Annotated in this window: 28 protein-coding genes and 1 pseudogene; 14 read left to right on the top strand and 15 right to left on the bottom strand. The window is 70.5% G+C overall.

Features of this window, described 5'->3' with window-relative positions:
• The first annotated feature begins 76 nt into the window (after nucleotides 1-76).
• The 5 genes from ACI2LP_RS21730 (at nucleotide 77) to ACI2LP_RS21710 (ending at nucleotide 4,337) form a co-directional block, all read left to right on the top strand.
• Nucleotides 77-847: an IclR family transcriptional regulator gene (locus ACI2LP_RS21730; protein WP_360883824.1), complete on the top strand. Its 771-nt coding sequence runs from the start codon at nucleotides 77-79 to the stop codon at nucleotides 845-847.
• Nucleotides 848-1,324, top strand: a complete 477-nt coding sequence (locus ACI2LP_RS21725; protein WP_404726123.1) for a GNAT family N-acetyltransferase — start codon at nucleotides 848-850, stop codon at nucleotides 1,322-1,324.
• A 79-nt stretch (nucleotides 1,325-1,403) separates the two neighbouring features.
• A complete protein-coding gene (locus ACI2LP_RS21720) occupies nucleotides 1,404-2,438 on the top strand; it encodes a hypothetical protein (protein ID WP_404726122.1) in 1,035 nt (344 codons plus the stop codon).
• Nucleotides 2,439-2,448: 10 nt separating this feature from the next.
• The gene (locus ACI2LP_RS21715; protein ID WP_404726121.1) at nucleotides 2,449-3,684 is read left to right on the top strand and encodes a sensor histidine kinase; all 1,236 of its coding nucleotides are present in this window, start codon (nucleotides 2,449-2,451) and stop codon (nucleotides 3,682-3,684) included.
• A gap of 35 nt (nucleotides 3,685-3,719) precedes the next feature.
• Nucleotides 3,720-4,337, top strand: a complete 618-nt coding sequence (locus ACI2LP_RS21710; protein ID WP_404726224.1) for a response regulator — start codon at nucleotides 3,720-3,722, stop codon at nucleotides 4,335-4,337.
• Nucleotides 4,338-4,458: 121 nt separating this feature from the next.
• On the opposite strand, the gene ACI2LP_RS21705 is transcribed toward ACI2LP_RS21710, so the two are convergent.
• Together ACI2LP_RS21705 and ACI2LP_RS21700 are read right to left on the bottom strand one after the other, a co-directional pair.
• The gene (locus tag ACI2LP_RS21705) at nucleotides 4,459-5,622 is read right to left on the bottom strand and encodes a hypothetical protein (RefSeq protein WP_404726120.1); all 1,164 of its coding nucleotides are present in this window, start codon (nucleotides 5,620-5,622) and stop codon (nucleotides 4,459-4,461) included.
• Nucleotides 5,619-6,563, bottom strand: coding sequence for a 5-dehydro-4-deoxyglucarate dehydratase (locus tag ACI2LP_RS21700; RefSeq protein WP_404726119.1), 945 nt, complete (start codon nucleotides 6,561-6,563; stop codon nucleotides 5,619-5,621). The genes ACI2LP_RS21705 and ACI2LP_RS21700 overlap by 4 nt, the downstream gene beginning before the upstream one ends.
• 240 nt (nucleotides 6,564-6,803) lie before the next feature.
• Between ACI2LP_RS21700 and ACI2LP_RS21695 the strand changes: the two genes are divergently transcribed.
• Together ACI2LP_RS21695 and ACI2LP_RS21690 are read left to right on the top strand one after the other, a co-directional pair.
• Complete coding sequence (locus ACI2LP_RS21695) at nucleotides 6,804-7,628, top strand: NAD-dependent epimerase/dehydratase family protein (RefSeq protein WP_404726118.1); 825 nt, start codon at nucleotides 6,804-6,806, stop codon at nucleotides 7,626-7,628.
• Between the two features lie 72 nt (nucleotides 7,629-7,700).
• Nucleotides 7,701-8,906: a TerD family protein gene (locus ACI2LP_RS21690; RefSeq protein WP_404726117.1), complete on the top strand. Its 1,206-nt coding sequence runs from the start codon at nucleotides 7,701-7,703 to the stop codon at nucleotides 8,904-8,906.
• Between the two features lie 63 nt (nucleotides 8,907-8,969).
• Here ACI2LP_RS21690 and ACI2LP_RS21685 read toward each other — a convergent pair whose 3' ends face one another.
• The 4 genes and pseudogenes from ACI2LP_RS21685 to ACI2LP_RS21670 all read right to left on the bottom strand — a co-directional run bounded on the left by ACI2LP_RS21685 (nucleotide 8,970) and on the right by ACI2LP_RS21670 (nucleotide 12,017).
• Complete coding sequence (locus tag ACI2LP_RS21685) at nucleotides 8,970-9,200, bottom strand: hypothetical protein (protein ID WP_360883843.1); 231 nt, start codon at nucleotides 9,198-9,200, stop codon at nucleotides 8,970-8,972.
• Between the two features lie 39 nt (nucleotides 9,201-9,239).
• Nucleotides 9,240-9,811, bottom strand: a pseudogene (locus ACI2LP_RS21680) (pyridoxal-phosphate dependent enzyme); the annotation flags it as partial.
• A 15-nt stretch (nucleotides 9,812-9,826) separates the two neighbouring features.
• Nucleotides 9,827-10,483 (bottom strand): GntR family transcriptional regulator, encoded by a 657-nt coding sequence (locus ACI2LP_RS21675; protein ID WP_404726116.1) that lies wholly within the window; start codon nucleotides 10,481-10,483, stop codon nucleotides 9,827-9,829.
• Nucleotides 10,484-10,592: 109 nt separating this feature from the next.
• Complete coding sequence (locus tag ACI2LP_RS21670; RefSeq protein ID WP_404726223.1) at nucleotides 10,593-12,017, bottom strand: alkaline phosphatase PhoX; 1,425 nt, start codon at nucleotides 12,015-12,017, stop codon at nucleotides 10,593-10,595.
• Nucleotides 12,018-12,391: 374 nt separating this feature from the next.
• Between ACI2LP_RS21670 and ACI2LP_RS21665 the strand changes: the two genes are divergently transcribed.
• From ACI2LP_RS21665 to ACI2LP_RS21655, 3 genes are read left to right on the top strand one after another with little or no spacing between them, the layout of a single operon-like run.
• Nucleotides 12,392-12,631, top strand: coding sequence for a hypothetical protein (locus tag ACI2LP_RS21665; RefSeq protein WP_404726115.1), 240 nt, complete (start codon nucleotides 12,392-12,394; stop codon nucleotides 12,629-12,631).
• Between the two features lie 36 nt (nucleotides 12,632-12,667).
• Nucleotides 12,668-13,825, top strand: a complete 1,158-nt coding sequence (locus tag ACI2LP_RS21660) for a hypothetical protein (RefSeq protein ID WP_404726114.1) — start codon at nucleotides 12,668-12,670, stop codon at nucleotides 13,823-13,825.
• 14 nt (nucleotides 13,826-13,839) lie between these two features.
• Nucleotides 13,840-14,286 (top strand): hypothetical protein, encoded by a 447-nt coding sequence (locus tag ACI2LP_RS21655; RefSeq protein ID WP_360883859.1) that lies wholly within the window; start codon nucleotides 13,840-13,842, stop codon nucleotides 14,284-14,286.
• Nucleotides 14,287-14,494: 208 nt separating this feature from the next.
• On the opposite strand, the gene ACI2LP_RS21650 is transcribed toward ACI2LP_RS21655, so the two are convergent.
• On the bottom strand, nucleotides 14,495-15,940 hold the full coding sequence (locus tag ACI2LP_RS21650) for a hypothetical protein (RefSeq protein WP_404726113.1): 1,446 nt from the start codon (nucleotides 15,938-15,940) through the stop codon (nucleotides 14,495-14,497).
• A gap of 375 nt (nucleotides 15,941-16,315) precedes the next feature.
• Between ACI2LP_RS21650 and ACI2LP_RS21645 the strand changes: the two genes are divergently transcribed.
• Both ACI2LP_RS21645 and dapA read left to right on the top strand, forming a co-directional pair.
• Nucleotides 16,316-18,154: an endonuclease/exonuclease/phosphatase family protein gene (locus tag ACI2LP_RS21645; RefSeq protein ID WP_404726112.1), complete on the top strand. Its 1,839-nt coding sequence runs from the start codon at nucleotides 16,316-16,318 to the stop codon at nucleotides 18,152-18,154.
• A 249-nt stretch (nucleotides 18,155-18,403) separates the two neighbouring features.
• Nucleotides 18,404-19,279, top strand: a complete 876-nt coding sequence (dapA, locus tag ACI2LP_RS21640) for a 4-hydroxy-tetrahydrodipicolinate synthase (protein WP_404726111.1) — start codon at nucleotides 18,404-18,406, stop codon at nucleotides 19,277-19,279.
• A 10-nt stretch (nucleotides 19,280-19,289) separates the two neighbouring features.
• Here the strand turns inward: dapA and dapD are convergent, their stop codons facing one another.
• From dapD to ACI2LP_RS21625, 3 genes are all read right to left on the bottom strand, one after another.
• On the bottom strand, nucleotides 19,290-20,291 hold the full coding sequence (gene dapD / locus ACI2LP_RS21635; protein ID WP_404726110.1) for a 2,3,4,5-tetrahydropyridine-2,6-dicarboxylate N-succinyltransferase: 1,002 nt from the start codon (nucleotides 20,289-20,291) through the stop codon (nucleotides 19,290-19,292).
• A gap of 235 nt (nucleotides 20,292-20,526) precedes the next feature.
• Nucleotides 20,527-21,072, bottom strand: a complete 546-nt coding sequence (locus tag ACI2LP_RS21630; protein WP_404726109.1) for a TetR/AcrR family transcriptional regulator — start codon at nucleotides 21,070-21,072, stop codon at nucleotides 20,527-20,529.
• Nucleotides 21,072-21,392, bottom strand: coding sequence for a DMT family transporter (locus ACI2LP_RS21625; protein ID WP_404726108.1), 321 nt, complete (start codon nucleotides 21,390-21,392; stop codon nucleotides 21,072-21,074). The genes ACI2LP_RS21630 and ACI2LP_RS21625 overlap by 1 nt, the downstream gene beginning before the upstream one ends.
• A 104-nt stretch (nucleotides 21,393-21,496) precedes the next feature.
• Here ACI2LP_RS21625 and ACI2LP_RS21620 point away from each other — a divergent pair, with 104 nt between their 5' ends.
• Together ACI2LP_RS21620 and ACI2LP_RS21615 are read left to right on the top strand one after the other, a co-directional pair.
• The gene (locus tag ACI2LP_RS21620) at nucleotides 21,497-22,036 is read left to right on the top strand and encodes a MarR family winged helix-turn-helix transcriptional regulator (protein ID WP_404726107.1); all 540 of its coding nucleotides are present in this window, start codon (nucleotides 21,497-21,499) and stop codon (nucleotides 22,034-22,036) included.
• A gap of 76 nt (nucleotides 22,037-22,112) precedes the next feature.
• On the top strand, nucleotides 22,113-23,195 hold the full coding sequence (locus ACI2LP_RS21615) for a hypothetical protein (protein ID WP_404726106.1): 1,083 nt from the start codon (nucleotides 22,113-22,115) through the stop codon (nucleotides 23,193-23,195).
• On the opposite strand, the gene ACI2LP_RS21610 is transcribed toward ACI2LP_RS21615, so the two are convergent.
• The 5 genes from ACI2LP_RS21610 to sufC form a co-directional block, all read right to left on the bottom strand.
• On the bottom strand, nucleotides 23,192-23,557 hold the full coding sequence (locus tag ACI2LP_RS21610; protein ID WP_404726105.1) for a VOC family protein: 366 nt from the start codon (nucleotides 23,555-23,557) through the stop codon (nucleotides 23,192-23,194). The genes ACI2LP_RS21615 and ACI2LP_RS21610 overlap by 4 nt on opposite strands.
• A gap of 79 nt (nucleotides 23,558-23,636) precedes the next feature.
• Nucleotides 23,637-23,975 carry a metal-sulfur cluster assembly factor gene (locus tag ACI2LP_RS21605; RefSeq protein ID WP_404726104.1) on the bottom strand — a complete coding sequence of 113 codons (339 nt, stop codon included), beginning with the start codon at nucleotides 23,973-23,975 and terminating at the stop codon, nucleotides 23,637-23,639.
• A complete protein-coding gene (gene sufU, locus ACI2LP_RS21600) occupies nucleotides 23,972-24,427 on the bottom strand; it encodes a Fe-S cluster assembly sulfur transfer protein SufU (RefSeq protein ID WP_404726103.1) in 456 nt (151 codons plus the stop codon). The genes ACI2LP_RS21605 and sufU overlap by 4 nt, the downstream gene beginning before the upstream one ends.
• Before the next feature lie 13 nt (nucleotides 24,428-24,440).
• Nucleotides 24,441-25,697 (bottom strand): cysteine desulfurase, encoded by a 1,257-nt coding sequence (locus ACI2LP_RS21595; RefSeq protein WP_404726102.1) that lies wholly within the window; start codon nucleotides 25,695-25,697, stop codon nucleotides 24,441-24,443.
• Entirely contained in the window at nucleotides 25,694-26,458 is a 765-nt protein-coding gene (gene sufC / locus ACI2LP_RS21590; protein ID WP_404726101.1) for a Fe-S cluster assembly ATPase SufC, read from the bottom strand. The genes ACI2LP_RS21595 and sufC overlap by 4 nt, the downstream gene beginning before the upstream one ends.
• Nucleotides 26,459-26,462: the final 4 nt, after the last annotated feature.

The following is a 26,462-nucleotide window of genomic DNA, read 5'->3' as shown; positions in this document are numbered from 1 at the left end:
TGAATGTGTGGGGACTCTATTTCCGGGCGTTCTGCGCGGTCAAGAAGGTCAGCGGGTCAAGAAGGGGCGAAGAGCAATGTCGACTGCCGATTCCGGTGGGGCACAGGTCAAGTCCGCGGTGCGGACGGTGGAGTTGCTCGAGTACTTCGCCGGACGCCCCGGCATGCACTCGCTCGCCGCGGTCCAGGAGGCCGTCGGCTATCCCAAGTCCAGCCTCTACATGCTGCTGCGCACGCTGGTCGAGCTCGGCTGGGTGGAGACGGACGCGACGGGCACGCGGTACGGCATCGGCGTACGGGCGCTGCTCGTGGGCACCTCGTACATCGACGGCGACGAGGTGGTGGCGGCGGCCCGCCCCACCCTGGACCGGCTCTCCGACGACACCACCGAGACCATTCACCTCGCCCGCCTCGACGGCACCAATGTCGTCTATCTCGCCACCCGCCAGTCGCAGCACTATCTGCGCCCGTTCACGCGCGTCGGCCGCCGGCTGCCCGCGCACTCCACCTCGCTGGGCAAGGCGCTGCTCGCCACCCACAGCGACGAGCAGGTGCGCAAGATGCTGCCGGAGACCCTGGCGTCGCTGACCGAGCACACCATCACCGACCGCGAGCAGCTCATCGAGGAGCTGCATGTGATCCGCGAGCAGGGCTATGCCGTGGACCGCGAGGAGAACACGCTGGGGCTGCGCTGCTTCGGGATCGCGATCCCGTACCGCACCCCGGCGCGCGACGCGATCAGCTGCTCGGTGCCGGTGGCCCGGCTCACCCCCGGCCACGAACAGATGATCAAGGACGCGCTCTTCGACGCGCGCGACCGGCTCACACTGGCGACCCGGAGGCTCTGAATGTCTGTGCACGTCACCCTGCGCGAGGTCGTCGACAGTGATCTGCCGGACTTCTTCCGGCACATGAGCGACCCCGAGTCGAACCGGATCGCCGCCTTCACCTGCGAGGACCCCACCGACCGGGCCTACTTCGACGCGCACTGGGCGCGGATCCGCGCCTCGGACGCCGTCATACGGACCGTGCTCGCCGACGACGTGGTCGTGGGCCACGCCTCGGTGTACGGACCGCCCGAGGAGCGCGAGGTCACGTACTTCATCGACCGCGCCCACTGGGGCCGCGGTGTGGCCACCGCCGCGCTGCGCGCGCTGATCGAACTCGTACCGCAGCGTCCGCTGCACGCGCGCGCCGCGGCCGACAACGCGGGCTCGATCAGGGTCCTTCAGAAATGCGGCTTCACCGTCACCGGCACAGACCGGGGGTACGCGCATGCCCGCGGCGCGGAGACCGACGAGGTGCTTCTCACCCTGGCGGGCTGACACCTCTCCCCCGCACGGCGGAGAGGGATCGTCGCAGCGCAGGAGGTGCGAGGCTCCGGGAGCCGGGAGCGTAAGCGGCATGAGCCCGCACAGTGTTCCCCGATCCGGCCCCTTCCCGAAGGCGGGGGCAAGCCCCCGCACCCCCGAGCGCCGACTTCGCGGCGCGCCCGAGCGGCACGGCCCCGCACACCGAGTGCTGCGCGCCGTCGCGATCGCCTCCTGCGTTCCCTATCTCTCGCTCAAGATCGCCTGGATCGCGGGCAGCCGGATCGGCATCCCCGACGCCAGCGTGCTGCTCGACAACCGGGCCCTGATGGCCGTGGCCAACAGCGTCACCGTTCTGATGGACGGTGCCGTCATCGTGCTGGCGCTGCTGCTCACCCAGGGCTGGGGCAGGCGGGTCCCCGCCTGGCTGCTCGCAGTCCCCATGTGGGTCGCGGGCGGACTGCTGCTCCCGATCATGGTCGGCTTCCCGGTCCAGCTGCTGGTCAAAGCCTTCACCGACGGTGGGATCGAGCGCTCCACGAGCGAGCCCTTCCTCGACGAGTGGGTCTTCGGCGTCGTCTACTCCGGCTTCATCGTCCAGGGTCTGACCCTCGGCACGCTCTTCGTGCTCTATGCGAAGGAGCGCTGGGGGCATGTGTGGCGGGGCCGGGTCTGGGATCTGCCCTCGGCCGCCGCCGGCCGGCCGCTGAAGGTGTGCGCGGTGGCCGCCGCCGTGCTCGCGCTCTTCCCTGTCACGATGCGTCTGCTCTGGGCGGGCGGCGCGGCGACCGGTCTGAGCCGGACGGGCATCGAGCGGCGCACGGCCGACTTCTATGTACTCGAAGGGGTAAGCGCCCTCTTCGTGGCCGTCGCCGTGGTGGGAGTGCTGCTCATCGCCTTCCGCCCGGCCCCGGCACTGCCGCTGAAGGCGCCGCTGGCCATGGCCTGGCTGGGGTCGGGCGCGGTGGGCTGCTGGGGCATCTGGCTGCTGATCGCCGCCGTACTGCCCGGGCCCGAAGACGGTGAGCAGGCAACAGGGTTGATGGCCCTGACCTACGCTGTGGGCATGATCGTCGGGCTGCTCGTCGCCACCGGCACCGCCTCCTTCCTGCGCCGGCGCGGCGCATGAGGAAAGTGCCGTGAGGAAAGTGCTCGGGGCGCTGCTGGGAGCGCAGGCCAGACTACGCTGGCTCCATCTGATCCTGGGCGGCGCGCTGTTGATGCCGTACTGGCTGGTGGGCACCGTCGTTGTCGGGCCCCTCGTCGGCGCGTCGAGCATCTTCTCCGACTCCCTGGCCATGCAGTTCGGTGCGTACGGCGTCGCCCTGCCGCTGGCCGCCATCAGCGCACTGTTCCCGCTGGCCAGGCCGCTGTCGGTGGCCGCGGCCCGGGCGTTGTGCGGGGTGCCGGCCGAGCTGTTCGCGGACGGGCCCGCGCAGTCGAGGGCCGCGCGGTCGCGGACCTCGGGCTGGTTCACCCTGCATCTGGGGCTCGGCGCGCTGGTCAGCGGGGCCTCCCTCGCGCTGCCGCCGTTCGCGGTGAGCCTGATCGTGGTGCCACTGCTCCCCCCGGTGCGGGACCTCCTCCGGGTGCCCCACTTCCCGGCCTGGCAGCTGGCCCTGTTCCCGCTCGCCGGGATCGCCATGCTGATCGCGCTCGCCGGCTGCGCGGCCGCGGCCGGGGCACTGCTGGCCCGCCAGGCCCCGGTTCTCCTCGGCCCGACGCCCTCGGACCGTCTTGCCGCCGCCGAACGCCGGGCCACCGAGCTGGCCGAGCGCAACCGACTCGCCCGCGAGTTGCACGACTCGGTGGGCCATGCCCTGAGCGCCGTCACTCTCCAGGCGGGTGCGGCCCGCAGGGTCCTGGACAGCGATGTGGAGTTCGTGCGCGAGGCCCTCGCCGCGATCGAGGAGACCACTCGGCGCACGGTGGGCGAACTCGACTCCGTGCTGGGCCTGTTGCGCCAGGACGAGGACGGAGCGGCCCGGCTCACCGGGCCGACCCTCACGACCCTGGACGGTCTGATCGCCCGCAGCGGCGTGCCGGTCTCGCTCACCGCCGACGGCGACCTGGCCGCCGTCCCGGCGCCCGTCTCGCGCGAGGCGTACCGCATCGTCCAGGAGGGGCTGAGCAATGCCCTGCGCCACGCCGGGGCGGCCCCGGTGTCCCTGTGGATCGCCCTGCACGGCGAGGAGTTGGAGATCACGATGGAGAACCCGCTGCCCGACAGGGCCCCGGTGGTCCGCCCGGGAGGCGGCCGCGGAGTGCGCGGCATCGCCGAGCGTGCCGCGCTGCTGGGCGGACACGCGCAGGCGGGCCCGCAGGACTCGGTGTGGCGGCTGTCCGCGCGCCTCCCCCTGGGCGGCGGACGGTGAGCGCGATCCGGGTCGTCCTCGCCGACGACGAACGGATGGTCCGTACGGCGCTGCGCGTGATCCTCGACGCCGAGCCCGACCTGGAGGTCGTCGGCGAGGCGTCGACCGGTGCCGAGGCGGTGTCGGTGGTCCGCGAACTACGCCCCGACGTGGTCCTGATGGATGTGCGGATGCCTCAGATCGACGGCATCCGGGCCACCGAGCAGATCCTGGGCACGCTCGCCGAAGCGCCACGCATCGTGGTGGTGACGACCTTCGAGAACGACTCGTACGTGTACGACGCGCTGCGTGCCGGAGCCGCCGGCTTTCTGCTCAAGCGGGCCGCGGCGGAGGAACTCGTCCAGGCGGTACGGCTGGTCGCCCGCAGCGATTCGCTGCTCTTCCCGTCCGCGGTGCGTTCGCTGGCCGCCGAGTACGGCAGCCGCCGGCCCGCCGCTCCCCCGCCGTGGGCGGCCCGGCTGACCGAGCGCGAGGCCGAGGTGCTGCGGCTGATGGCGACGGGTCTGACGAACGCGGAGATCGCCGGGCGGATGGGCGTGGGTCCGGCGACGACGAAGACGCATGTGGCGTCGGTGCTGGCGAAGACGGGCGCCAGGGACCGTACGCAGGCGGTGATCGCCGCGTACGAGTCGGGGTTCATCTCGCCGGGCTGACGCGGGGACGGCGCGTCTCGCGGATGAAGGTTTCCTGAGAAGGAAGATGATGGCCGCGTCCCTGAGGTCCTGATGACCGGCTCGTGACGCCCCCGGGGCCCAGCTCCTCGCGCTGCGGCGGTCAGGCCAGGCCCGACAGCTCGTCCGCCACCGTCGCAAGGTCCGCGTCGGACGCCAGCCCCGCGTGGTAGAGCCGCAGTTGGTTCGCGCCGAGCCCGGTGGCTCGGGCCGCGTCCTCCGCCAGCGTGCCTGGGCTGCCGCCCATGCCCCGCACGACGGTGAGGTTGGCGGCCAGCACCGCCCCGTCCACCCGGCGCTCCGCGAAGGGGGTGAGCAGCCGGGCGCCGCCCGTGCAGGGCACCACCACGCCGTCCGCGACGGACAGGATGTGCGCCGGGTCGACGCCCGCGTTCGCCCCGCAGTGGTACGCGACAGGGTCGGCGTGCAGCAGCACCTGGAAGCCGTCGGGAGCCGCCGCCCGCACCGCGGCGACGGCCGCTTCCTGGAGGGTACGGGCCGTGCGCGTCCGGAACTCCAGCGTGGCTGCGGTCAGTTCGGCGCCGAGCAGCTTCTCGACCGGGGCGTCGGCCGGGGCGGTGCCCGCCCAGACCGGCTCCAGCGCGCCCCGTACCGCTGCGGCCAGCAGGTGCGGTTCCAGGCCCTGTTGTCCGTACCCCTGGCGGCAGGCGGGGCAGAAGCACAGCGACATCAGATACTGCGCGGCCTCGCCGATGCCGATACCGGCGATCTTGTCGTGGGCGTGCAGATGCGCGAGGCCGTACCAACCGCAGGACTCCAGCTCGGTGCCGTACGCGCCTCCTCTGGTCGCCGCCTCGGCGGCGAGGTCCAGCAGCAGGGCGCGGACGGCCGGCTGGGCGATGCAGGGCGCCCAGGGGTAGCGGTCGCCGTAGGCGTTGACGACCGAGGTGTCCGGATGCTCGGCGCCCAGGCGGGAGTTGTGGGCGAGGACCACCCAGGTGTGGACCTCGAGTCCGGCGTCGGTCAGGGCCGCTGCGGCTTCTGCGTAGGTGTCGCCGGGGGCCCAGTCCCCGGCGGGATACGGCCGCAGCTCGCGGCCCGCCCAGCGCTGCTGGTCCACTTCGTAGAGCACGGCGGCGTGCTGCGCGGTGACGATCCGGTGCCGGGGGTGGCGCGGGGTCAGGGCCCGCGTCGAGTGGTAGGCGGCGGCCAGGGTGACCTGCTGGACGCCGAGGCCGGCGATACGGGCCGCGGCGTCCGGGTCCCCGGTGATGTCCCAGGGGTAGAGGTACGCGGAGACCTTCACGCGCCCTCCGCCAGCAGGGCGCGGCCGCGCTCGATCAGCGCCGCGAGTGCCGTGATGTGGATGTCGAGGGGCTCGCTCAGCGGCGGCCGCACCTCGCCCACGTCCAGGCCGCCGAGGCGTACGCCCGCCTTGACGAGCGATACGGCGTAGCCGCGGCCGAGACTGCGCAGTTCGACGAGCGGCACGAAGAAGCCGTCGAGCAGCCGGCTCACGGTCTTGTCGTCGCCCGTGGCCAGCGCGCGGTGGAAGGCGAGCGCGATGTCGGGGGCGAAGGCGAAGACGGCGGAGGAGTACAGGGTGATGCCGATGGCGCGGTAGGCGAGGCCGGTGAGCTCGGCGGTGGGCAGCCCGTTGAAGTAGAGGAAGTCCTGATCGGGCAGTCCGTGGCGGACGGCGCTGACGATGCGCTGCATCAGATCGAGGTCGCCGTAGCCGTCCTTGAGGCCGATGATGCCGTTGACCTGGGCGAGTTCGACAACGGTCTCGGGGGTGAAGACGGCGTTGTCGCGCTGGTAGACGATGACGTCGAGGGAGGTGCCCTCGGCGAGCGCGGTGTAGTGGCGCAGAAGTCCGGGCTGGTCGGCGACGACGAGGTAGGGCGGCATGGCGAGCAGCCCGTCGGCGCCCGCGGCCTCGGCGATCCTCGCGTACTGGAGGGCGAGCGCGGTGCCGTAGCCCGTGCCGGCGACGACGGGCACCTCGCCGGCCGTCTCCGTCACGGCCGCGGCGACGCACTCGCCGAACTCCTCGGGGGTCAGCGCGTGGAACTCGCCCGTTCCGCAGCACGCGAAGACCGCTGCCGCGCCGGAGTCGATGCCGTTTCTCACATGGGCGCGGAAGGCATCGAGGTCGAGGACGCCGTCCGTTCCGTATGCGGTGACGGGAAAGAACAGCGGTCCTTGGACCCGGGTGAGCCGGGCGGCGAGCGGGGCTGAGGTCACGGGCGCTCCCTGGGCCGTGCACCGAGCCTGCAGACTCGTGCACAATTCTGATCGACGTCCATATTTCTGAACGCCCGTCACGCTAGGGCAGCCACACGGGACAGGTCAAGACGGAACGCCGCAACTCAGGGGCAGATTCGGCCCCTCCGCGGGACACTTGACGGTGTGCGGACCACTCCCTAGCGTGTCCATACATGTGAATGCCGTCCACGGACCTGAGCAGTTCAAGGAGATCCATCCATGCCCGCTCCCCGCACCGTCCTGCTCACCGGCGCCGCCGGCGGCCTCGGCACACTGATGCGGGGGCTGCTGCCCGCGTACGGCTACGAGCTCCGCCTCTTCGACGCCACCCCCATCGAGGGAGTGCCGGACGCGATCACCGCCGACCTCGCCGACAAGCAGGCGCTGCGCGCAGCGGTACGGGGCGTCGACGCGATCATCCATCTCGCGGGCATCTCCCTGGAAGCCTCCTTCGAGAAGATCCTCCGCGCGAACATCGAGGGGACCTACAACCTCTACGAGGCGGCCCGCGAGGAAGGCATCCGACGCATCGTCTTCGCCTCCAGCAATCACGCGGTCGGCTTCACGCCGCGCCCGCACGGCCGGCCGCCCTTCGCGCCGGACCAGCTGATCCCCATCGACACCCCGCGCCGCCCCGACACGTACTACGGACTCTCCAAGTGCTTCGGCGAGGACCTGGCCCAGCTCTACTGGGATCTGCACGGTCTGGAGACCGTCTCCGTCCGGATCGGCTCCTGCTTCATGGAGCCGACGTCGGTACGGATGCTCTCGGTGTGGATGAGCCCCGGCGACGGCGCGCGCCTCTTCCACGCGGCCCTCACCGCCGAGAACGTCGGCCACGCCGTCGTCTACGGCTCCTCCGCCAACACCCGGCTGTGGTGGGACCTCACGACGGCACGCGCCCTCGGCTACGAACCGCAGGACGACTCGGAGCAGTACGCCGAGAAGCTCATCGCGGAACAGGGCGAACTCGATCCGGACAATCCGGACCACGCATATCTGGGCGGCCACTTCACGACCAATCCGCCCCGGTGGCCGTACTGAGCGCCACCGGCTCGGCAAGACGGAGCGGCAAGGTAAGGGAACGGTAAAGCGCCCTCGCTCGTTACGTCTGGCATGACAGCTATGACCCCCGGCTCGAACATCCCTCTCACCGCCGCCCGCGTGGCGGTGGACGTCGCCGCCCCGGTGCGGCTCGACGTATCGGGCCTGCTGCTCACCGCCGACGGCAAGGTGCGCTCAGACGACGACTTCATCTTCTACAACCAGCCGGCGGGCCCCGGCGTCAGCTATCGCTCGGGCGGCGGCACCGCCCCCGACGCGATCGTGGTGGACACCGCCGCCGTCCCGCCCGGCATCGAGAAGATCGTCGTCACGGCGAGCCCGGATGCCGCGGGCCAGACCTTCCAGGGCATCGAACCCACCGCCACGATCCGTAACGCCGACGACGGAAGCGCGCTCGCCACCTTCACCCCGCCGCGGCTCGGCGCCGAGACCGCGCTGGTCGTCGTGGAGATCTATCTGCGGGGCGGCGCCTGGAAGGCCCGCGCGGTCGGCCAGGGCTATGCGAACGGCCTGGCGGGCATCGCCACGGACTTCGGCGTCTCGGTCGACGAGGAGCCCGCAGCCGCTCCGGCCGCGCCCGTGCCCCCCGTCCCTGCGGCCGCGCCCGCCGACCCGCGGATCGCCACTGCCACACCGCCGCCACCCGCCGCGCCCCCGGCCGCACCCGCCCCCGGCGCCGGGAAGATCAACCTGGACAAGGGCCGGGTCAGCCTGCAGAAGAACCAGACGGTCTCGCTGGTCAAGGGCGGCCGCCCGCTGCTCTCCCAGGTCAAGATGGGCCTCGGCTGGGAGCCCGCCTTCCGCGGCAAGGACATCGACCTCGACGCCTCCGTCATCGCCTACGGCCCGAACCGCAACCACCTGGACAGCTGCTACTTCGGCAAGCTCTCGATCCTGAACGGCGCGATCAAGCACTCCGGCGACAATCTGACGGGCGAGGGCGCGGGCGACGACGAGGTGATCGTCGTCGATCTGGGCCGGCTCCCGGCCGATGCGACGGGCCTGGTCTTCACCGTCAACTCCTTCTCGGGACAGAAGTTCACCGAGGTCGCCAAGGCCTACTGCCGACTGCTCGACGCGGCGACCGGCGAGGAGCTGGTCCGCTTCGACCTGACCAGCGCCGAACCGCAGACCGGCGTGATGATGGCCAAGCTGATCAAGCAGTTCTCGGGTGAATGGGAGATGACCGCCCTGGGCGACTTCGTGAAGTCCCGCACCGTGCGAGGCATGGTGAAGCCCGCCGCCCAGGTGCTGTGACGACGCCGCCGGGCCCCCCATCGACCCCGATTCAGGTGATGGCGGGCCCGGTGGCCACGGTCCTCAGAGTTTGGCCAGCTTCGAGTAGGGGCTCAGGATTCTTCCCTGACGCCCGGAGAAGTCGACCAGTACGGCGGCATTGTCACCTTCGACTGCGATGACTCTGCCGAGCCCGAACTGGTCGTGCGAGACCCGGTCACCCACTTCGTACTGCTCGATCGGCGGCGCAGCTGCGGCCGGTCGGTTGAAGGGGCTGGAGGGCAAATGGCGGCGGGATCCGGCTGATTTAGTCATTACCTGGAGTATGGGGCCTCGGGACCCCGCCACGCCACGTCAGAACAGCGCGCTGTAGGCATTGAGTGCGGGCTGCCCGCCGAGATGGGCATAAAGAACCCTTGCCCCGGAACCGATCTCACCGCGTGTGACCAGGTCGATCAGCCCCGCCATCGACTTTCCCTCGTACACGGGGTCCGTCACCATCCCCTCCGTACGGGCCGCGAGCCGCATCGCCTCCAGCGTTGTTTCGTCCGGAATGCCGTACGGCCCCGCGTGGTAGCGCGCTCCAGTTCGATGTCCGTATCGCGCAGTTCACGCTCCACTCCGATGAGTGAGGCGGTGTTGCGCGCGATACGCCCGATCTGCTCCCTGGTGCGCTCCGGCGCCGCGGACGCGTCGATGCCGATCACGCGCCTCGGCCGGCCACCCGCCTCTTCGAGCGCGGCGAAGCCCGCGACCATCCCGGCCTGGGTACTGCCCGTCACCGAGCAGACCACGACGGTGTCGAAGAAGATCCCCGACGCCCGCTCCTGCTCGACCACTTCGTACGCCCACTGCGCAAAGCCGAGCCCGCCCAGCGGATGGTCTGAGGCACCGGCCGCGATGGCGTAGGGCCGCCCGCCGCTCTCCGGATCAGGCTCGGATCAGATGACCGAGGCTTCGTCCGCAAGCTCTTCGAGTGCGCGCCAGATCCGGGCGGTGATACGGGCCGCCTCGTCGGCGTCCGGTCCGGCGCAGGCGTCGATGAGCCGCTCATGCAGCTCGGCCGACTCCAGGGCGGTCGCCTGGGCGAACTGCCGCCACTCCAGTCGGCGGATCAGCGGGGTGTAGCGCGCGATCGTCGCCGCGACGGCCCGGTTGCCACAGGCCCTCACGAGCACGTCGTGCAGCTCGTCGTCCGCCTGAAGCGCCTCGCCGACCGCGCCGCTGCGGGTCGCGTCCTCGAAGCGGGCGTTCGCGGCCCGCATCGCGGCGATGTCCTCGGGCGTGAGCAGCGGCACGGCAACGCGGGCGGCCAGTTCGTGCATGGCCCGAACGACTACGGCGGCCTCGCGCACGGCCCGCGGTTCCAGCCGCGTCACGCGTGTGTAGCTCTGCGGCTTGGTCTCGACGAGCCCTTCGTCGGCGAGCCGCGCGAGCGCGTCGCGCACCGGGGCGCGCGAAAGCCCGAGCCGCTCGGCGAGGTCGGCATCCCGCACGGGCTCTCCCGGTGGGAGCTCGCCGCGCACAATGGCGTCGCGGATGGCCGCGTACGCCGTGTCGCGCAGCAGGGTCCTCGGTAGCGGTCGCAGTGCCCCCATGGACTGAAATGTTAGATGTCAATCCATGGGAGCACAACGGCGAGCACATCGGAGCGGGATTCGCCGCTACCCACAGAACATGGAGGTTGTCCCTCCGTAAACGGCGGTGTCAGTCGCGGTGCGAGTGGCGCTTCCAGGGGCCCGTGATCGCGAGCATGATGCCCGGGGTCTGGATATTGGCGTACAGCGTCTTTCCGTCGGGCGAGAAGACGACTCCCGTGAACTCGCTGTCGTTGAGGTCGTTGCGGGCTATCGGGTACGTCCGCCCGCGCTCCGTCGCGCCGAAGAGGTGCTGGACGCCCTCGCCGTCCTCCGCGATGACCAGACCGCCGTACGGCGAGACGGTGATGTTGTCGGGACCGTCGAAGGCGCCGTCCTTGACCGGGTCCGGGTTGACGCCGAGCAACACCTTCAGGGTGAGGGTGCGGCGCCGCGGGTCGTAGAACCAGACCTGGCCGTCGTGCTGGACGGGGCTCTCCTCACGGGCGTACGAGGAGACGATGTACACGCCGCCGTCGCCCCACCACATGCCTTCGAGCTTGCGGGCGCGGGTGATGTCCTTGTCGGCGAACTGCTTGCGTACGGGCGCGGTGCGGCCGTCGCGGTCGGGTACGTCGACCCAGTCGACGCCGTAGACCGTGCCGATCTTCGTGGCGCGCGAGAGGTCGTCGACGAACCGGCCGCCGGAGTCGTAGCACTTGGTCGCCTGGAGCACGCCCGCGTTGTCGGCGAGCGTCCTCAGCCGGCCGCGGCCGTGCTTGAAGCCGTGCGGCGGGACCCAGCGGTAGAGCAGGCCGTTGGGGCCGGAGGCGTCCTCGGTCAGATAGGCGTGGCCGCGCTTGGGGTCGATGACGACGGCCTCGTGGGCGTACCTGCCGAAGGCCTTGACGGGCTTCGGGTCCTGGTTGGCGCGCCGGTCGCAGGGGTCGACCTCGAAGACATAGCCGTGGTCCTTGGTCATGCCGTTCTTGCCGGCGAGGTCCTCGGTCTCCTCGCAGGTGAGCCAGGTGCCCCAAGGGGTACTGCCACCGGCGCAGTTGGTGGAGGTGCCCGCGATGCCGACCCACTGGGCGACCTCGCCGCTGCGGTGGACCTCGACGACCGAGCAGCCGCCGGACGCGGCAGGGTCGTAGACGAGTCCTTCGATGAGCGGGACGGGGTACTGCCAGCCGGACCGGGGGCCCTTGAGTTCGTGGTTGTTGACCAGGAGCGTCACCCCGCGCGGGCCTTCGAAGGTGGCGGTGCCGTCGTGGTTGGAGGGGGTGAACTCACCCGACTCCAGCTTGGTCACGCCGCTCTCGGTGATGATCCGGTACCTGAATCCGGCGGGCAGCGCGAGGATGTTCTTGGGGTCGGGGAGCAGCGGACCGTAGCCGGGCTCGTGGTGGTGGCCGGCGGTCTCGGCGGTCTCCGCGGTGTCCTCCGCGGCGAGGGCGCCGGGCGCGGTGGCGAACGCGCCGACGGCGCCGGTGAGGGCGACTCCAGCGCCGGTGATCGCGGACTGTCTGGCGAATTCCCTGCGGGTGAGCGGCATCGAGTACTCCTGAAGGAACACATCCGGCTGGCTGATGACGGCCACACCCTCCCGCCCGCGCATAAACGGCACTTGAACGCAGGCCGACAACGAGAGGCCCCGCTGCCGATGAATATCCAAGCCACCGGCCACCGCGGCCTGGTGGGCGGAGCCTCCCGGGGCCGCGGCCGCGCCGTCGTGCAGGCGGCCTCGGTCTCAACGACGTCTCAGGTCAGCGCACCTGACGGCCCATCCGAAGAATATTGGTAAACATCTCAACAGGAACGGATCACTACCAATCCCAAGATTTAGTGCAGAACTCCTTGACCCCCGAGGGGCCTGGCAATAGACATGCCCTACACCTGCATCACCTGCGGGGGAGGCGAGCCGCTCGGATGAATGCGAAACGGGCTCGCGAACTCCATGAGAGCCGGCTCATGCGGCTGGCCAATGTGACCGGTGTCGGTACCGGGAGGGACGAGCACTCGGGCGTGGACGTGATCGTCGTCTTCGTCGCCCGCAAAGTGCCCCTTGACCGGCTCCGGGAAGAAGACGTGGTTCCCGCACAGCTCGAAGGCGTACCGGTGCGCGTGCTCGCCGTCGGTGAAGTCGGCGCCCACGACCAGGAGCTGTGAGGAGCCCCTTCGAACCAGGGGAAGAGGTGGTCTGGCGTGACCAGCCAGCCCGAAATGATGCGAGGACCGACCGGCGGACAGCTCAGTGACAGCTCCCGCCAGCAAGCGATGAGTGACTTCCTGCGGCCGCAGGCGCCGCTCGCCAATGTCGTGGGCTTCGGCCACGGCGTGAAGTGGAGCGACGGCCGGCCGACCGGCGAAGAGGCGGTGCTCGTCTTCGTGACCCAGAAGGTCCCGGAGTCGATGCTGCCGGAGCGCGATGTGATCCCGCAGCAGATGGACGACGGAACGCCGACCGATGTGATCGCGGTCGGTCATGTCTCCGCGCAGCGCCGACAGCAGCAGTCGCGGCGCGCGGCGGAGCCGGAAGCCGGCCACCGGCCGGACGGCAGCGTCGCGGGCCAGCTCGCGCAGCTGTCGCAGCCGCTGCTCGAAGAGCTCCGTGAGATGGGCACGCTGGAGCCGCAGCTGCTGCGGCGCCGGTTGCGGCCCGCGCCCTCGGGGATCTCGGTCGGCAATGTGAACGTGACGGCCGGGACGCTCGGCAGCGTGGTCTACGACTTCCTGCCCGGCGCCACGACGGACCCGCCGGGGCCGGGGCTGGGCGTGCCGGGGAAGTTCTACATCCTCTCCAACAACCATGTGCTCGCGGACTCCAACCGCGCGCAGCTGGGCAGCCCGATCGTGCAGCCCGGTGTGTTCGACGGCGGGCAGGACCCGGCGGACCGGATTGCGACGCTGGACCGGTTCATCACGATCCAGTTCGCGCCGCAGATCCCGCTCGACCGGCACAACAACGTGGTCGACGCGGCGCTCGGCAAGGTCGAGTTCGAGGACGCGACGCGCGAGCAGTACTTCGGCGCCGCGCCTCGGGCATGGCGGCGCAAGGCGAATGTGGCGGTCGGTGACCTGGTGAAGAAGACCGGGCGTACGACGAACGTCAGCTTCGGCCGGATCATCGCGGTGGACGCGACGATCGACGTCAACTACGGCACGGCGGGGACGGCTCGCTTCAAGGACCAGATCCTGACGACGAACATCTCGGCGGGCGGCGACTCCGGTTCGCTCGTGACGTCGTTCGACAACGTCGCGCTCGGTCTGCTGTTCGCGGGGTCCTCCGTGGTGACCGTGGCCAACCACATCGAGAACGTCCGCGCGCTGCTGCGCGTCGAAATCGCCGAGCAGCTGGCCTGAGGAGAGGACGCACGATGACCACGCAGGCGCGTAAGCAGAAGGGTCAGGCGCGGGCCGAACACCGCTACCTCAACCCGCAGGGCGCGGAGGTCAAGACGCGCGACGAGGCGTTCGCCAGGCCGATGGAGGTCGCGGCGGAAGCGCTCCAGACCACGGCGAAGCTGGAACTGCACAACGGTCAGGTCACCTTTGCCATCGAGGTGAAGTACAACCCGAACACATACCCGCACGTGGTGACGGGCGGCCAGATCACATCGGGCATCTGTGGCGCGCCGTGGAACATCACGGGCGGCACGATCGGCGACCAGTTACGACTGGACGCGAAGCGGGCGGGCCAGGGTTCGTGTGCGAACACGATCACGATCGTGGGCGAGTACCAGAACCCGCCGGCCTACAGGGGTACGTACGGTTTCGAGGGAGCGACGTCGTCGTTCAAGCACACGACCAGGTACGAGTGCTGACGGACCATCACGGACTGGGCGTCGTCCCTTCGCGGGGGCGGCGCCCGCCACTTGCCCCTGGGTGAGTGGGGGCTTCGCCCCCTGGACCCCCGGTACGCGCTTCGCGCGTGTCCCGAAGCGCCGGACGGGCTGAAATTCAACCCCGCCGGCGATTGAGGCGTGGGGCCCCCACGCCCGCAGGGCGTAGGGGGGAGGGTCCGGCGGAGCCTCAACCCCCCGACCGCGACCGCGCCTTGAACGCCGCCTTGCGTGCTTCCTTAGCCGCCCTCTTGTCCCGGTGCAGCCGCCCCATCGCCTCCAGCACATCGGCCGTCGCCGGGTGCTCCACCCGCCACGCCGCGTCGAAGAACCCGCTGTGCTGACCGACCAGACCCTCCACCAGGCCCTGGAGTTCCTCCAGCTCCCCCTCCGCGTCCAGCTGCGCCGCAATCGTGTCGATCGCCAGCCAGAAGATCATCGACTCCGGCGGCGCCGGCACATCACTCGCGCCGCGCTCCGCCAGCCACACCCGCGCCAACCCGCCGAGCTCCGCGTCGTCGAGGACCGCCCGGACCTCCGGTTCGGCCTGCGGGCCCACCAGGGCCAGCGCCTGCTGGCAGTGCAGGCGGCGCAGCGGACCGCCCGAGTCCGCGCCCCTCGCCGCCGCGAGCATTTCGCGCGCGGCATCGGCCTGCCCTCGCCGGGCCAGCCACTGCTCCGTCTCCGCCCGCGCCGCCAGCTCCGGGAAGTGCGCAAGACCGTCCAGCAGCACGTCCGCGCCCTTGTCCGCCAGCTCACCCACCGCCGGCGCGTCGATCCCCGCCTCCAGCATCCGCGCCCTGATGCCGTAGAGACCGAGCGGGGTGAGCGTGACCATCCCGTACCGGGAGACGTCCTCGTCGTCCACCGGCGGTGCGGGCTCTTCGCCCTCCTCCGCCATCAACGCCTCGTCCACCGGCCGGTATGCGACCAGGCCCACCTGCTCGAAGAGGCGGAACTGGTCGTCCAGCCGCATCATCGCCACCGACACCTGCTCCAGCACGTCGTCCGTGGGCTCGCCCATGTCGTCCGGCACGATCATCGACGCGGCGAGCGCGGGCAGCGGCACCGGCCCCTCCGCCCCGCCCTCCGTGACGGTCAGCAGATACAGATTCCCGAGGACCCCGTCGAGGAACTCCGCCTCCGCGTCCGGGTCCCAGTCCAGCGCCCCGTAGTCGATCTCGCCGTTCTCGGCGATCGCATCGGTCAGCTCGTCCAGGACCGGCGCGACGGCGTCGGCGTGCACGACTTCGAGCGCGTCCAGCCAGATGGCGAGGATGTCCTGCGGCCCGCCGGAGATGATCACCGCAAGGGCCTCCCCCGCGGCGGCCGTGCCGTACTCGGCGTCGTCGTCGGCCGGGTCCTGGACCTCCACCAGCCCGGTGTCGACGGCGGTACGCCAAGCCTCACTTGCGTACGCCGGGCCGTCGTCGTCGGACCCGAGGCCCAGCTCTTCGGCTGCCGCGGGCAGCTGCTCGTCGACGAGTTCGCCCCCCGCGCCGACCCGCGTGTCCGGACCCGCCCAGCGGGCGAGCCGTACGGCCCTGGTCAGCAGTGGCGTGGCGAGCGCGTCCCGCGCCAGTTCCGCATCCGAGTGCAGCCGCACCGGCGGCAGGGTGGGGCGGTCTTCGGGCATCTGGTGGTTCTCCTCGGCGCGTACGGGGTTCCGGGCGGCGGCCCTGTGGGCGGCCCCAAGCGTAGACGTATTTCACCGGGTTTCGCCGCGCACAGCCGCGAAGCGCAAGCAGCCCGGCCGGGGTGTGCGGATCGGCCGGCACACGCGGCGCAGGACGGCCTGCCCTCGCTGCGTGAGACAGCCTGCGCACGCTGCGCAAACAGCCCCGCCCTGCGCGGTCCCGCTGCGCGGGGGCAGCCCGGTTCACCCGCCCTTCGGTCTGTGTACACCCGTCAACTCTTGACAACTCCCCTGTGCAACCAAGAGATTGACGCGCGTAGACCAAATGCACCGCACTGCATCACCCCTCATCCCTCACACTTCCGGAGTTCCTTGATGCCTTCCTCCGTCGTACCGAGAACGGCCGCCGTCGCGGCTGTCGTGGCCGCCGCGCTGGCCGCCGGCCTGCTCGCCGGATCGTCCGCCGCCTCCGCAGACTCCGCCGCCGAGGTCCGGATCCATGACATCCAGGGCACCACCCGGACATCCCCGCTGGCCGGACAGCAGGTGACCGGCATCCCCGGCATCGTCACGGGCGTACGGACCTACGGCTCCAAGGGCTTCTGGTTCCAGGACCCGCAGGCCGACGCCAACCCGGCGACCAGCGAGGGCATCTTCGTCTACACCGGGTCCAACCCGACGGTCGCCGTGGGCGACAGCGTGCTGGTCGGCGGCACTGTCGGCGAGTACATCCCCGGCGGCACCTCCTCCGGCAACCAGTCGCTCACCCAGATCACCAAGCCGGCCGTCACCGTGGTCTCCTCCCAGAACCCGCTGCCCGCGCCGGTCACGATCACCGCACGGTCGGTGCCCTCCGCGTACGCCCCGTCCGGCGACGCGGCGGCCGGCAACAGCATCAACGCGCTCCCGCTCGACCCCGGTACGTACGCCCTGGACTACTACGAGTCCCTGGAGGGCACGAACGTCCGCATCGGCACTTCGCGCGTCGTCGGCGCCACCGACCCGTACGCCGAGCTGTGGGTGACGGTGAAGCCGCACGAGAACCCGAACCGACGCGGCGGCGCGGTCTACGGTTCGTACACCGCCCAGAACACCGGGCGCCTGCAGATCCAGTCGCTGACGCCGCTCGCCCAGCAGCCCTTCCCCAAAGCGAACGTCGGCGACGTCCTCACCGGGACGACCGAAGGTCCCCTGGACTTCAACCAGTTCGGCGGCTACACGATCACGGCACGCACCCTCGGCACGGTCACCGACCGGGGCCTGAAGCCCGAGGCGACGTGCAAGCAGGGGCGCGGCGAACTCGCGGTCGCCACGTACAACGTGGAGAACCTCGACCCGACCGACCCGCAGGAGAAGTTCGACGCGCTGGCCAAGGCCGTCGTCAACAACCTCGCCTCGCCCGACATCGTCGCCCTGGAGGAGATCCAGGACAACAACGGCGCCAAGAACGACGGCACGGTCGCCGCCGACGAGACGGTGAAGAAGTTCACCGCGGCGATCGCTGCGGCCGGCGGTCCGGCCTACGACTGGCGCTCGATCAACCCCGAGAACAACAAGGACGGCGGCGAGCCCGGCGGCAACATCCGCCAGGTCTTCCTCTTCAACCCGCAGCGGGTCTCCTTCACCGACCGCGCGGGCGGCGACGCGCAGACGGCGACCGGTGTCGTGGCGGAGAAGGGCCACGCTGCCCTCACTCTCTCCCCCGGCCGGATCGACCCGGCGAACTCCGCCTGGGAGAGCAGCCGCAAGCCGCTCGCGGGCGAGTTCACCTTCCGCGGCCGCACGGTCTTCGTGATCGCCAACCACTTCGGCTCGAAGGGCGGTGACGAGGGGCTGACCTCGCACCACCAGCCGCCGAACCGTTCCTCCGAGGCCAAGCGTCTGCTGCAGGCGCAGACCGTGAACGCCTTCGTCAAGGACGTCCTCAAGACCGACCGTCGCGCCGACGTCCTGGTCCTCGGCGACATCAACGACTTCGAGTTCTCGGCGACGACCAAGGCGCTCACCGACGGCGGCGCGCTCTACCCGGCGGTCAAGTCCCTGCCGCGCAGCGAGCGTTACTCGTACGTCTACCAGGGCAACAGCCAGGTCCTGGACCAGATCCTGATCAGCCCGTCGATCGACGACTTCGCGTACGACAGCGTGCACATCAACGCGGAGTTCGCGGACCAGAACAGCGACCACGACCCGCAGGTGCTGCGCTTCCGTCCGTAACCGTCCTGACTGCTACGCGCCCGCGCCGAGGCTCCTGAAGCTCGGTGCGGGCGTGCAGCGGCTCACGCCGCCGCCGGTCACGCCGGGGTGGCTCCGCACCGTCGCCCACTGCGGCGTGGGTGAACCGACCCCGAAGCCGTGCTGAGCCAGTGCCTCGCGGTGCGCGTCGTCACTGTTCAGCCTTGCTTTCCCCTCACCCCAAGAAGAACTAAGTAGACCTTCACAGTTGTGGGGTTGAGACTGCGGAGCATGACCACACCACGCCCTTTCGGGCGCGCGCTCTGCGCAATGATCACGCCCTTCAGCCCCGCCGGTGAACTGGACCTGGAGGCGGCCGGGCGGCTCGCCGTCCGCCTGGTGGCCGAAGGCTGCGACGGACTGGTCCTCAGCGGCACCACCGGCGAGTCCCCGACCACCAGCGACGCCGAGAAGGCCGCGCTGGTACGGGCCGTGCGACACGCGATCGGAGAGAGCGCGTACGTGGTGGCGGGTGTCGGCACCTCCTCCACGCGCCACACCGTCGAGCTGGCCCGCGCGGCCGAAGAGGCCGGCGCGGACGGCCTGTTGGTGGTCACTCCGTACTACAGCAGGCCGCCGCAGGACGCGGTCGAGGCACACTTCCGTACTGTCGCCGACGCCACCGGACTGCCGGTGATGCTGTACGACATCCCCGGCCGTACCGGCACACGTATCGAGGTGGAGACCCTGCTCCGGCTGGCGGACCATCCGCGTATCGTGGCCGTCAAGGACTGCGCGTACGACCTGCTCGGCTCGGCCAAGGTGATCGCGCGCACCTCGCTGGCGTACTACTCGGGCAGTGAGGAGCTGAATCTGCCGCTGTACGCGGTGGGTGGCGCGGGCTTTGTGAGCACGGTGGCGAATGTGGCCGCGCGACAGCTGCGCGCGGTGCTCGACGCGTACGACAAGGGCGACACCGCCGAGGCCACACGCCTCCATCAACTCATCCTCCCGCTGACCGAGTTGATGATGGCGTCGGGACTGCCGGGCACGGTGACGGCCAAGGCGCTGCTGGCCGCGGGCCCGGTCCGGGAACCGCTGCAGCCCGCCGGCCGCGAGGCGGTCGACGGGCTGCGCAAGGCATACGAGGAGCTGCTCAGCGCCTAGGGTGTCTGCCCTAGTTGTGGCTGTGCAGGACTTCGTTGAGACCGCCCCAGACCGCGTTGTTCGGGCGGGCCTCGACCGCGCCCGTGACCGAGTTGCGGCGGAAGAGGATGTTGCTCGCGCCGGAGAGCTCGCGGGCCTTGACGATCTGCCCGTCGGGCATGGTGACGCGGGTGCCGGCCGTGACGTACAGACCGGCCTCGACGACACACTCGTCGCCGAGCCCGATGCCGACGCCCGCCTCGGCGCCGATCAGGCAGCGCTCACCGATGACGATGCGGACGTTGCCGCCGCCGGAGAGGGTGCCCATGGTGGACGCGCCGCCGCCGATGTCCGAGCCGTCGCCGACGACGACGCCCGCGGAGATGCGGCCCTCGATCATCGACGTGCCGAGCGTGCCGGCGTTGAAGTTGACGAAGCCCTCGTGCATGACGGTGGTGCCCTCGGCGAGGTGCGCGCCGAGCCGGACGCGGTCGGCGTCGGCGACGCGTACGCCCTTGGGCGCGACGTAGTCCGTCATCCGAGGGAACTTGTCGACGCTCGTCACGGCGAGGTGCAAACCCTCGGCGCGGGCGTTCAGCCGCACGGTCTCCACCTGGTCGACGGCGACCGGGCCGAGCGAGGTCCAGGCGACATTGGCGAGCAGCCCGAAGAGGCCGTCCAGGCTCTGGCCGTGCGGCTTGACCAGCCGGTGGCTCAGCAGGTGCAGCCGCAGATACGCGTCGTGGGCGTCCAGCGGCTTGTCGTCGAGCGAGGCGATGACCGTGCGGACGGCGACGATCTCGACGCCGCGGCGGGCGTCCGGGCCGATCGCCTTGGCGGCGCCCTCACCGAGCAGCTCGACGGCCCGCTCGGCGGTCAGCCGCTCGGTCCCGGCGGGCCCGGGCGCGGCGACGAGCTCGGGGGCGGGGAACCAGGTGTCGAGGACGGTGCCGTCGGCGGCGAGGGTGGCGAGTCCGGCGGCGACGGCGCCGGTGGTGCGGGTAGCAGTGGTGCTGTCGGGCGAGTCAGTCATGGTCGAACGCTAACCGCCCGGGGCCCGCGGGGGCGAACCGGTCTCAGTTCCCGGTCGCCCACGCAGCGCCCGGCGGTCTCCGGCAAGGGCGCCGCGCCGGGGCCGGCGGCCGGGCATCGGGTGCCAGAACCGGGGAGTCACGCCGCGGGCGTACACGAGCAGAGCCGCGACTGAGCACTGGGTGCCCGGCCGGGGCGTCAGGCCGTCCGGCGGGGGCCCGGCGCTGCGCGTCACGTCACGCGCTCGCGTCGATGATCCGCGCCAGCATCTCCCGCGCGTACTCCTCTTCGTACCGTGCATCCGTCAGCAGCACCTGCAGACAGATCCCGTCCATCAGCGCCACCAGGGCCCGCGCCGTGACCGGATCGGTCCGCCTGGCCAGGGGCTCCGCCAGCCCCTCGCACCACTCCGCGGCGACCGGCCGCAGCGCCGGCCGCCGCAGGCCCGCCAGGTAGAGCTCGTACTCCAGCTCCACCCCGGTGCGCTCCCCCGCGAGCCACTCCCCCATCAGCCGGGCGAGCTCCCCGGCGAGGTCCGCTTCCGGGTCGGCGAGCGCGCCGCTGTTGCGCACCGCCGCCGCGAAGCCCTCATTGGCCTGGCGCAGCGCGGCGACCAGCAGTTCGTCGAGGGAGGCGAAGTGGTACGTGGTCGAGCCGAGCGGCACATCCGCCGCCGCCGCTACCGAGCGGTGGCTGAGCCCGGCGATCCCCTTGCTGCCCACCACCCGGATCGCAGCGTCGATGATGCGCTGACGCCGCTCGGGGTCGTACCGCCGCCCCATCAGTGGGCACCGCCCATGTTGAGCACGACGACCCCGGCGATCACCAGCGCGATGCCCGTGATCTTGGCCAGGCTGGTCGACTCGCCCATGAAGACCATGCCGATCGCGGCGATCGCGGCGGTGCCGGCACCGGCCCAGATCGCGTACGCGGTGCCCACCGACAGCGTCTTCAGCGTCTGCGCGAGCAGCGAGAAGGCGAGCACATAGCCCGCGACGGTCAGCAGCGAGGGCCAGAGCCTGGTGAAGCCCTCGCTGTACTTCATGGCCGTCGTCCCGGCCACCTCCGCCGCGATCGCCGCAGCCAGCAGTCCGTATCCCATGCGTACGAGTGTACACATCGTTGCGTACGCCCGTACACAACTCCTCGGGACGCAGAATCGGACTAACCTTGCTTGCACACATGCAATGGACGGGATGGAGCGCCATGTCCAACCAGGACCGCGGACCGCTGCTCGGGCGGCTCGCCGACATCTACCGCGGCTATCTGACCGCCGTCGTCCTGCACGGCCAGGCGGCCGCCGACACCCTCGGGCAGAACCCCACGGATGTGTACGCCCTCAACGCCCTGGAGCTCGCGGGCCCCCTCACCACCGGCGCACTCGCCGAACGCATCGGCCTCTCGCAGAGCGCCACCACCCGGCTGGTCGACCGGCTGGAGCGGGCCGGCCGGGTCCGCCGCGGGCCGGATGCAGCCGACCGCCGACGCGTCGTCGTCGAGGCCGTGCCGCTCACACGCGAACAGGACGAGGCGGCCTTCGGGGCGGCCCGCAGCCGGATGGCCGAGGTCTTCGAGGGCTTCAGCCCCGACGAACTGCGCGTCCTGCTCCGCTACTTCGAGCAGGCGACGCCCGCGCTGCGCGAGGCGACGGCGGAGACAAGGAGCGAGACGCGGCGCGAGGCAAGAGCCGAGGCAAAGACCGACGCGAGGAGCGACGCGAGGAGCGACGCGAGGGGGCCGCGGTGACCCCACCGGCGCCGCCCCGCTACGGTGTCCCGTCCGATCAGGCACACCAGACATGCGACGCGCGGGAGACAGCTCAGTGGCTTACGGAAACATCCCCCCGGCCGGCCCCCCTCCCGGCTGGGGCGGCTGGACGCCCCCGCCGCCGCCCAAGCCCGGGGTGATACCCCTGCACCCGCTCGGCCTCGGCGACATCCTGGGCGGGGCGTTCGCCACGATGGGCCGCTACTGGAAGCAGCTGCTCGGCATAGCCGTGGCCGCGTACGGAGCCGCGGCAGCCGTCGCCGGCGTGGCCCTGGCGATTGCCTACGCCCTCGTCGGCGACCACGTCGACAGGATCAAACACCTCGACGAGGGGCAGGCCCCGGCCTGGGAGGACATCCGGCCGCTGCTCTTCGCCTTCCTCGCCGTATGGGGCGTCGCCATGATCGCGATGCTGCTGGCCACCGCGATGGTCTACGCCGCCTGCCCGGCGACTCTCCAGGACGCCGTGCTGGGCAAGCCCACCACGTTCGGCGTGGTCTGGCGACGGGCCGCGGCGGGCGTACCGGCCGTCATCGGCACGGTGTTCCTCACCTCACTGATCTTCCTGATCCCGCTCGCGCTGTTCTTCACGGCCTTCGTCACGCTGGTGATCGCGTTCATCGCGATGGGCACCGGGCCGCTGATCGTGCCCCTGCTTGCCTTTCTCGGCGCCCTGTCCACCGCGCCGGTGGCCGTCTGGCTCTGGGTGAAGTTCAGCCTCGCCCCCGCGGCCGCCGTCTTCGAAGGCCAGGGCGCCCTCGCGGCGATGCGCCGCTCCTCGCACCTGGTCCGCGGCGACTGGTGGCGGATCTTCGGCATCACGCTGCTCGCCGCGGTCATCGCGGGCGTGGCGAGCTACATCATCCAGCTGCCGGTCAACCTGCTGGGCGTGGTCCCCGGCACGATGGGCACTTCGGACCTCGGTCCCGATCCGACTGCTTCGCAGGTCCTGGTCTCGCTCGGCGGCGTACTGATCGTGCTGACGGTGACCCAGCTGATCGGCCAGATCTTCGTCGCCGTGTTCCCTCAGCTGGTGACGAGCCTGCTCTACGTCGACCAGCGCATCCGCAGGGAGAACCTGGCCCCGGCCCTGGCGGAGGCGGCGGCCACCACGCCGCCCTCGCAGCCCTCGTACTAGTCGAGCAGCGTCTTCTTCGGCCGCAGCACGCAGAACTCATTGCCCTCGGGATCCGCCAGCACCACCCACGTCACGTCCTCCACCTGCCCGACGTCCGCCCGTCGCGCCCCGAGGGCCAGCAGCCGCTCGACCTCCGCGGCCTGGTCGTCGGGCGTCAAGTCGAGATGCAGCCGGTTCTTGACCGTCTTCGGCTCGGGTACGGGGAGGAAGACGATCCCCGGCAGGGCGGTCTCGGCCGCGCCGATGACGACCTCGTCATGGGCCTGGTAGACGACCTTCCAGTCCAGGACCTGACACCAGAAGCGCGCCAGGCCCTTCAGGTCGTGTGCGTCGACAGCGATCTGATACAGCTTCAGCCCCATGCCCCCAGCGTGGCACGCACACATACGTGCAGGGCCCCCGGCTCACCGCCGAGGGCCCTGCACACACCAGCAAACAGACTCAGACGTTGAAGCCCAGCGCGCGCAGCTGCTCGCGGCCGTCGTCCGTGATCTTGTCCGGGCCCCACGGCGGCATCCAGACCCAGTTGATCTTCAGCTCATTGACGATGCCGTCCGTCGCCGCCTTCGCCTGGTCCTCGATGACGTCGGTCAGCGGGCACGCCGCGGACGTCAGCGTCATATCCAGGGTCGCGATATTGGAGTCGTCGATGTGGATGCCGTAGATCAGGCCGAGGTTGACCACGTCGATACCCAGCTCGGGGTCGACGACGTCGTACAGCGCCTCGCGGACCTCCTCCTCGGAGGCCGGCTTCACCGTGGCGGTCTCGTTGTCAGTCATGCCGTTTTCCCTTCGGACAGCGCCTGGGCCGTCGCGTCCTTCCATGCCATCCAGCTCAGCAGCGCACACTTCACCCGGGCCGGGTACTTGGAGACACCGGCGAACGCGACCGCGTCCTCCAGCACCTCTTCCATCGCGTCGTCCGGCTCGATCTGGCCCTTCGACTGCATCAGCTCCAGGAAGGTCGCCTGGATCTTCTGCGCCTCGGCGAGCTCCTTGCCGACCAGCAGCTCGTTCAGTACGGAGGCGCTGGCCTGGCTGATGGAGCAGCCCTGGCCCTCGTACGAGACGTCCGCGATCAGCGAACCCTCGTACTTCACACGGAGTGTGATCTCGTCGCCGCACGTCGGATTGACGTGGTGCACCTCGGCATCGCCATCCCGCAGACCACGCCCGTGAGGGTGCTTGTAGTGGTCCAGGATGACTTCCTGGTACATCGAATCAAGCTTCACCAGTCACCCAACCTCAGCCGAAGAAGTTCCGGACGTGCTCCAGCCCGTCGATCAGCGCGTCGACCTCCGACGGCGTGGAGTACAGATAGAACGACGCTCGCGTGGTCGCAGGAATTCCGTACCGCAGGCAGACGGGCCGCGCGCAGTGGTGGCCGACCCGGACCGCGATGCCCTGCTCGTCCAGGACCTGGCCCACGTCGTGCGGGTGGATGTCCCCCAGCGTGAAGGAGATCGCCGCGCCGCGGTCCTCGGCCGTGGTGGGGCCGATGATGCGCAGGTCGGGGACCTCCAGCAGCCGCTTCACCGCGTACTCGGTGAGGGCGTGCTCATGCTCGGCGACCTTGTCCATGCCGATCGAGGTGAGGTAGTCCACGGCCGCGCCGAGGCCGACGGCCTGGGCGATCGGGGGCGTACCGGCCTCGAACTTGTGCGGCGCAGGAGCGTATGTCGACGAGTGCATCGACACCGTCTCGATCATCTCGCCGCCGCCGAGGAACGGCGGAAGATCCTCGAGCAGCTCCTGGCGGCCCCACAGCACGCCGATGCCCGTCGGGCCGCACATCTTGTGACCGGTGAAGGCCACGAAGTCGGCGCCGAGCGCCTGAACGTCCAGCGGCATGTGCGGCGCGGCCTGTGAGGCGTCGAGCAGCACCAGGGCGCCGACGTCCTGCGCACGGCGGACGATGGCCTCGACCGGGTTGACCGTGCCCATGATGTTGGAGACCAGCGTGAAGGAGACGATCTTCGTCTTCTCGGTGATGATCTCGTCGATGTTGGACAGATCGAGGCGGCCGTCGTCGGTGAGGCCGAACCACTTCAGCTTCGCGCCGGTGCGCTGCGCCAGCAGCTGCCACGGGACGATGTTGGAGTGGTGCTCCATCTCCGTGATGACGACCTCGGTCTCGTGGTCCACGCGGTAGGGCTCGTCGGCCCAGCCCAGCATGTTGGCCACGAGGTTGAGCGACTCGGAGGCGTTCTTGGTGAAGATCACCTCGTCGCGGCTCGGCGCGTTGATGAAGGCGGCGACCTTGTCGCGGGCACCCTCGTACAGCGCCGTGGCCTCCTCGGCGAGTACGTGAACACCGCGATGGACGTTGGCGTTGTGCTGTTCGTAGTACTCGCTCAGCACATCGAGCACCTGGCGCGGCGTCTGTGACGTCGCCGCGTTGTCCAGGTACACGAGCTTCTTCCCGTCGTGGATCAAGCGGTCCAGGATCGGGAAGTCCTTGCGGATCGCCTCGGTGTCGAGGAGGCCCGGCAGCTGTGTCACGCGGATACGCCACCCTTCGTGTATGCCTCGTAGCCCTCGGCCTCGAGCTTGTCCGCGAGCTCGGCGCCGCCGGACTCGGCGATGCGGCCGTTCGCGAACACGTGCACGAAGTCGGGGTTGATGTAGCGCAGAATGCGCGTGTAGTGCGTGATCAGCAGGGTGCCGACCTCGCCACTCGCGTGGACGCGGTTGACGCCCTCGGAGACCTGGCGCAGCGCGTCGACGTCCAGGCCGGAGTCGGTCTCGTCGAGGATCGCGATCTTCGGCTTGAGCAGCTCCAGCTGAAGGATCTCGTGGCGCTTCTTCTCACCGCCGGAGAAGCCCTCGTTCACATTGCGCTCGGCGAAGGCCGGGTCCATCTGGAGCGTCTCCATCGCGGACTTGACCTCCTTCACCCAGGTACGAAGCTTGGGGGCCTCGCCGCGGATCGCCGTCGCCGACGTACGCAGGAAGTTGGAGACCGAGACGCCGGGGACCTCGACCGGGTACTGCATGGCCAGGAACATGCCGGCGCGGGCACGCTCGTCGACGGTCATCTCCAGGACGTCCTCGCCGTCGAGGGTGACGGTGCCGCTGGTGATCGTGTACTTGGGGTGGCCCGCGATCGAGTACGCGAGGGTCGACTTGCCGGAGCCGTTGGGGCCCATGATGGCGTGGGTCTCACCCTGCTTCACGGTCAGGTCGACGCCCTTGAGGATCTCGCGGGGGCCGTTCTCGGCCTCGACGGAAACGTGCAGGTCGCGGATTTCAAGCGTTGCCATGGGT

The sequence above is a fragment of the Streptomyces sp. NPDC019890 genome, from assembly GCF_044903445.1.
GTDB lineage: Bacteria > Actinomycetota > Actinomycetes > Streptomycetales > Streptomycetaceae > Streptomyces.
The sequence above is the reverse complement of the archived record's forward strand: the minus strand, read 5'-3'. Positions and strand labels throughout refer to the sequence as shown.

Bases quoted from the DNA above. Each gene is read 5' to 3' on its own strand.
- ACI2LP_RS21645 (WP_404726112.1), top strand. From the start codon at position 16,316: ATGCCTTCCTCCGTCGTACCGAGAACGGCCGCCGTCGCGGCTGTCGTG.
- ACI2LP_RS21725 (WP_404726123.1), top strand. From the start codon at position 848: ATGTCTGTGCACGTCACCCTGCGCGAGGTCGTCGACAGTGATCTGCCG.
- ACI2LP_RS21610 (WP_404726105.1), bottom strand. From the start codon at position 23,557: ATGGGGCTGAAGCTGTATCAGATCGCTGTCGACGCACACGACCTGAAG.
- ACI2LP_RS21675 (WP_404726116.1), bottom strand. From the start codon at position 10,483: ATGGGGGCACTGCGACCGCTACCGAGGACCCTGCTGCGCGACACGGCG.
- dapD (WP_404726110.1), bottom strand. From the start codon at position 20,291: ATGACTGACTCGCCCGACAGCACCACTGCTACCCGCACCACCGGCGCC.
- ACI2LP_RS21695 (WP_404726118.1), top strand. From the start codon at position 6,804: ATGCCCGCTCCCCGCACCGTCCTGCTCACCGGCGCCGCCGGCGGCCTC.
- ACI2LP_RS21650 (WP_404726113.1), bottom strand. From the start codon at position 15,940: ATGCCCGAAGACCGCCCCACCCTGCCGCCGGTGCGGCTGCACTCGGAT.
- ACI2LP_RS21730 (WP_360883824.1), top strand. From the start codon at position 77: ATGTCGACTGCCGATTCCGGTGGGGCACAGGTCAAGTCCGCGGTGCGG.
- ACI2LP_RS21620 (WP_404726107.1), top strand. From the start codon at position 21,497: ATGTCCAACCAGGACCGCGGACCGCTGCTCGGGCGGCTCGCCGACATC.
- ACI2LP_RS21665 (WP_404726115.1), top strand. From the start codon at position 12,392: ATGAATGCGAAACGGGCTCGCGAACTCCATGAGAGCCGGCTCATGCGG.
- ACI2LP_RS21625 (WP_404726108.1), bottom strand. From the start codon at position 21,392: ATGGGATACGGACTGCTGGCTGCGGCGATCGCGGCGGAGGTGGCCGGG.
- ACI2LP_RS21690 (WP_404726117.1), top strand. From the start codon at position 7,701: ATGACAGCTATGACCCCCGGCTCGAACATCCCTCTCACCGCCGCCCGC.
- ACI2LP_RS21710 (WP_404726224.1), top strand. From the start codon at position 3,720: ATGGTCCGTACGGCGCTGCGCGTGATCCTCGACGCCGAGCCCGACCTG.
- ACI2LP_RS21670 (WP_404726223.1), bottom strand. From the start codon at position 12,017: ATGCCGCTCACCCGCAGGGAATTCGCCAGACAGTCCGCGATCACCGGC.
- ACI2LP_RS21685 (WP_360883843.1), bottom strand. From the start codon at position 9,200: ATGACTAAATCAGCCGGATCCCGCCGCCATTTGCCCTCCAGCCCCTTC.
- ACI2LP_RS21720 (WP_404726122.1), top strand. From the start codon at position 1,404: ATGAGCCCGCACAGTGTTCCCCGATCCGGCCCCTTCCCGAAGGCGGGG.
- dapA (WP_404726111.1), top strand. From the start codon at position 18,404: ATGACCACACCACGCCCTTTCGGGCGCGCGCTCTGCGCAATGATCACG.
- sufC (WP_404726101.1), bottom strand. From the start codon at position 26,458: ATGGCAACGCTTGAAATCCGCGACCTGCACGTTTCCGTCGAGGCCGAG.
- ACI2LP_RS21655 (WP_360883859.1), top strand. From the start codon at position 13,840: ATGACCACGCAGGCGCGTAAGCAGAAGGGTCAGGCGCGGGCCGAACAC.
- ACI2LP_RS21605 (WP_404726104.1), bottom strand. From the start codon at position 23,975: ATGACTGACAACGAGACCGCCACGGTGAAGCCGGCCTCCGAGGAGGAG.
- ACI2LP_RS21630 (WP_404726109.1), bottom strand. From the start codon at position 21,072: ATGGGGCGGCGGTACGACCCCGAGCGGCGTCAGCGCATCATCGACGCT.